The 3918-nt window shown below is 45.6% G+C and carries 2 protein-coding genes; both read left to right on the top strand.

Annotation, left to right across the window (positions count from 1 at the left end):
* Positions 1-2752, top strand: a 2752-nt coding sequence (locus AACZ40_RS28475) for a hypothetical protein (protein WP_339676998.1), incomplete at its 5' end; no start/stop codon positions are given.
* A gap of 588 nt (positions 2753-3340) precedes the next feature.
* Positions 3341-3901 carry an ATP-dependent protease subunit HslV gene (gene hslV, locus AACZ40_RS28470; protein ID WP_291179948.1) on the top strand — a complete coding sequence of 187 codons (561 nt, stop codon included), beginning with the start codon at positions 3341-3343 and terminating at the stop codon, positions 3899-3901.
* Positions 3902-3918 lie beyond the last annotated feature (17 nt).

Genomic DNA, 3918 nt, shown 5'->3' with positions numbered 1-3918 from the left:
AATCGAGTTGATGCCTGAGATCGATCCGAAGTTTAGAATTGACTTACCCGATTCTCATCGGAAATACGTTTCGCTTCTTGCTCGTAGTTATAGTTTCGCTCCCTATGAGAAGCAATGGCATGCGCAGGCCGACAAGTGGTTAGCCGCTAAGCCAGATCTCGCAGAGCGTATACCGAAGTTGCGTCAGGCTTGGGATATGCAGCGTGAGCCAGAGGAACTGCTCAAAGGTCCGATGCTAAAATACGTTCACGACAACATGGGGTTAAGCCTGCAAATGTCAAAACAGTTTGTCGCATATATCCAAGCCGGTGCTTACCAACCGCATCCCTATCTCCCAAGTGTATCGCTCATGAGAACCTTGTTTCCTGATATCGATCAAGAAATTAAAACGGAAGATAACGAAAGGTCAAAAAAACTAGCTCAGTGGGGATTCAATGAATCATTGGTGAGCCCCTACACGGGGAAATTGATAAAGTATGACACTGAACCACGCAGAGAAAGTAACGATTTTTATTCTGACCCGACTGTGTTGGATGCAATTGGTCAGCCACAGCAGGCGGAATTCTTTTCGCGAAGATACCGTTTAAATCACAATTGTCAGCCAGTATTAATTTCATTTGCTGCACCATTACAGGCAAAAAGTCATAGTAAGATCGTCATTGAGTATGATTGTCACACGGATTCATTTCCCAATCCGTGGAGCTCTATCCAGCCCGATGACATAACTGAACTATCAGCTGTATTTCCTGCGCTTCAAACTGTACCTGTGACAGTTACATGTCCTGCAACCGTCCAGCCAATTATTGCTCCTGCTCCCCAATCAGTTACAAAACTAGAAAATGGTGGCTGTCGCTTTGAGACTCGGGTCACTAATGAGGCAACAATGCTGCATTTTATTGCGGTCAATTTAAGTCCTCATAGTCATGGCTATTCTTTTGGCAATACCCCAGTTGAGTTGGCTGATATTGAGACGGTTCTTAAGAAGACCATAAATATAACGGTCAGACCACTGTTAATGACTAAGTTGTTTTCCAGGCTGAGAGGAAAACAGGCCTATCAAGTTGGAGTTAACATCCAGCAGGAATACCCTGACTTTCTAGACAAGTATTCGCGATCACGGAGACCACGGAGGATTGATCCTGATCGCGTCGCAGAAACCAACAAATGGATTGAGGCGAAGGGGAAGTCGCCTAAAATCATATCCGACAGTGACTTTGCCAGTTTGGAAACAATCTACAAAAACAAGGATTATGATCCAGACATTAGTGAACTGCAAGAATTTGGTAAATGGCAAGCGTTCATAAAGCGACTCGATCAACTTGATATCGCGAAGCTTGATGTGCAGGAACAAATGGGCCGCCTGTTTATGCTGTGTACTGCTGGAGTTGACTCGAAGCAAAACTTCGCCAGGTTGTTGAAACTTGCTGAATCGAACCCAAAGCATGTTAATGAATCGCTCAGGATCATTGAAGCTTTGCAAATGGATAAGTCAGCCGCACTACCGTTTGTGCTCAATCAATTTGATCCGGATCTCCCTGAAAAAATGCGCGCTAAGAAACTCACTGCTCCAGCAGAAGTCTGGCAACGACGAAACCAGGCTCTCCGCACACTTGGTTCCTTTCGATCCCCCCAGACTGCAACACGGATTATTGCATTGATTCAGTCGACCGATGATTCATTATCGATCCAGGAAGCCATGGAAGCTTTATCTCAGATGACTCTCCCTGAGCATTTTGAGGAACTCGTTCGCGTTTCTGATCATGTTGCAGAATCTTCAGAAAGTGCTTTCATTCGGTATCTCGAGTTATTAGTTCGGTCAGATCATCAAAAAAAAGCACCACCGGTATTAAATCGTCTGCGCAAAAAATATCCTGAACTGGCAGCACGTATTACCCCATTTCTTGCTCAATATCAGACGGCTGAGGAAATCGCTCGTGCTCAAACTGTCTATCAGAATACCAAAGCTCAGGAAGAGGAACTGCAAGCAGCCATTAATGTTTTATTCAAGTATGCTGAACCGACTGATATTGTAAAACTTGCTTCTAGAAAAGGTTTACCCCAACGGATGAACCAACGGCTCGTCAGGGCCATTGCGGAAAAAGGGGGGGATGAATCCGCCTATCCATTTGTTGAAGCTTATTATCTGGAGTTTATCCAAGGACAGAAAGCAGACAATGACTTGACCTGTGTATCAGCGTTCGAAGAGATTGGAGATCAACGAGCCATTCCCTACCTGAGAGAGATTGTAAAGAACTCAGAACGAAAAGAAGATGCAGCACACGCAATTGGTAATATTATCTTTGACAAACGAAGCAAAAGGAAAATTGATTACAATAAGTTGCAAATGTTGGATGAGAATATTCACACAATCTTTCGAGATCCCACATACATAACTGAGAAGGAACGCACTAAGGCACTCGATGTTTTGCTCAAAGACCCTGCTGAATCAATCGAGCGCATGTTTCAGCATGGAGCTTTGCATTCAATCATTGATGCACCCGACTCTCAAACGTATATCATGGATCGCCAGGTATTTTCCATCCTCAATCGATTTGGCGATTTGCCGACACGTCTCATTCTGGAAAAAAGTGAGGGTTGTTCATTGGAGAAACGATACAAGATTGCTGAGATACTTGCGGTCTTACTGCCCGAATCTCGTCCACTGATCGAGGCCGCTACCCTAGACAAAACTGCTGATTACGATCGTAGAGCAACGGCTCAGCTTGCGTTGAAAATGTATAAAGACCGCTAGGTTCTTGCTTATGAAGAATGTCAAAAGGGCAACTCCAGGTATATGATCAATAGCTGGAGTGCTACGTTTTTTTGCGTTAAAGAGTATGTCGGCAATCGAGACTGAATTTTGTGTTGCTGTGGCAGTTTTTATATAGTCGATAGGCTGATTTCTCTGGACGCCTTCAATGATTGTTTAAACCCTGGTTGAAACGTGCATGCTGAAGTCTGTCCAGACGGCTATCATCCAATCGCGCTTGAGATTGCCAATAGGTATGGCTTCCTCGCACACATATATAGAATCCGCGTTTTGGGTGATTATCTGATCTGCGGTGGAATTCGTTTTCTCACGTATCAGAACAAAGGCATACGACCGGGCTGCGATTGAAAAACGTGTTTCTGAAAGACTATGATCGCAGGTTTAGTATTCGGGAGAAAAAGCATTCCATTCAGCTGGTTTCCAATCATCTGAAACACGTTACAATGAACAATGAGTCAGCGTTGAATCACTCGGCATAAGCTTGCATGTCTTCCGGGACTGTTCTATGGTGTCTTGCCGCGAGGGGTAAAGATTCAAATCATCAGCAATTATTTTTATGAAATCAGAGATATGGGTTACAAAGATAAAAAGAAATGGCGTTCCACGACGATATTAACAGTTCGTCATAATGGTCAGGTTGCCATCGGCGGAGATGGACAGGTGACACACGGCGACACGGTGATGAAAAGCGACACGCGTAAAATTCGCAAGATTCTCGATGGTAATGTCGTGTGTGGATTTGCCGGTTCGACCGCCGATGCATTTGCCCTGCTGGAACGCTTCGAAGTCAAAGCACGGGACTATCCCGGCAATATGCCCCGGGCGGCAACAGAACTGGCGCGGGACTGGCGGACCGATCGCATCTTGCGAAAACTGGAAGCGCTGATCATCGTGGTGAATGACGAACACAGCCTGCTGATTACCGGGCAGGGGGATGTCGTGGTCCCCTCGGATGGAATCATTGGCATCGGCTCCGGAGGCAACTATGCGACTGCAGCAGCCCGGGCGCTGGTGGGGCATTCCCAGTTATCGGCTGCGGAGATTGTAAAAACCTCGCTGGGAATCGCTTCAGACATCGATATCTATACGAATAATAATATCATCGTGGAGGAACTGCAGTGCAAGAGTTAACACCTCGACAGACCGTC

Source organism: uncultured Gimesia sp. (genome assembly GCF_963972345.1).
Classification (GTDB): domain Bacteria; phylum Planctomycetota; class Planctomycetia; order Planctomycetales; family Planctomycetaceae; genus Gimesia.
Note: the sequence above shows the minus strand (reverse complement) of the source record. Positions and strands in the feature narration are given on the sequence as shown.

What these genes read in the sequence shown, in the direction of transcription:
- hslV (WP_291179948.1), top strand. Translation starts at nt 3,341, where the DNA reads ATGGGTTACAAAGATAAAAAGAAATGGCGTTCCACGACGATATTAACA.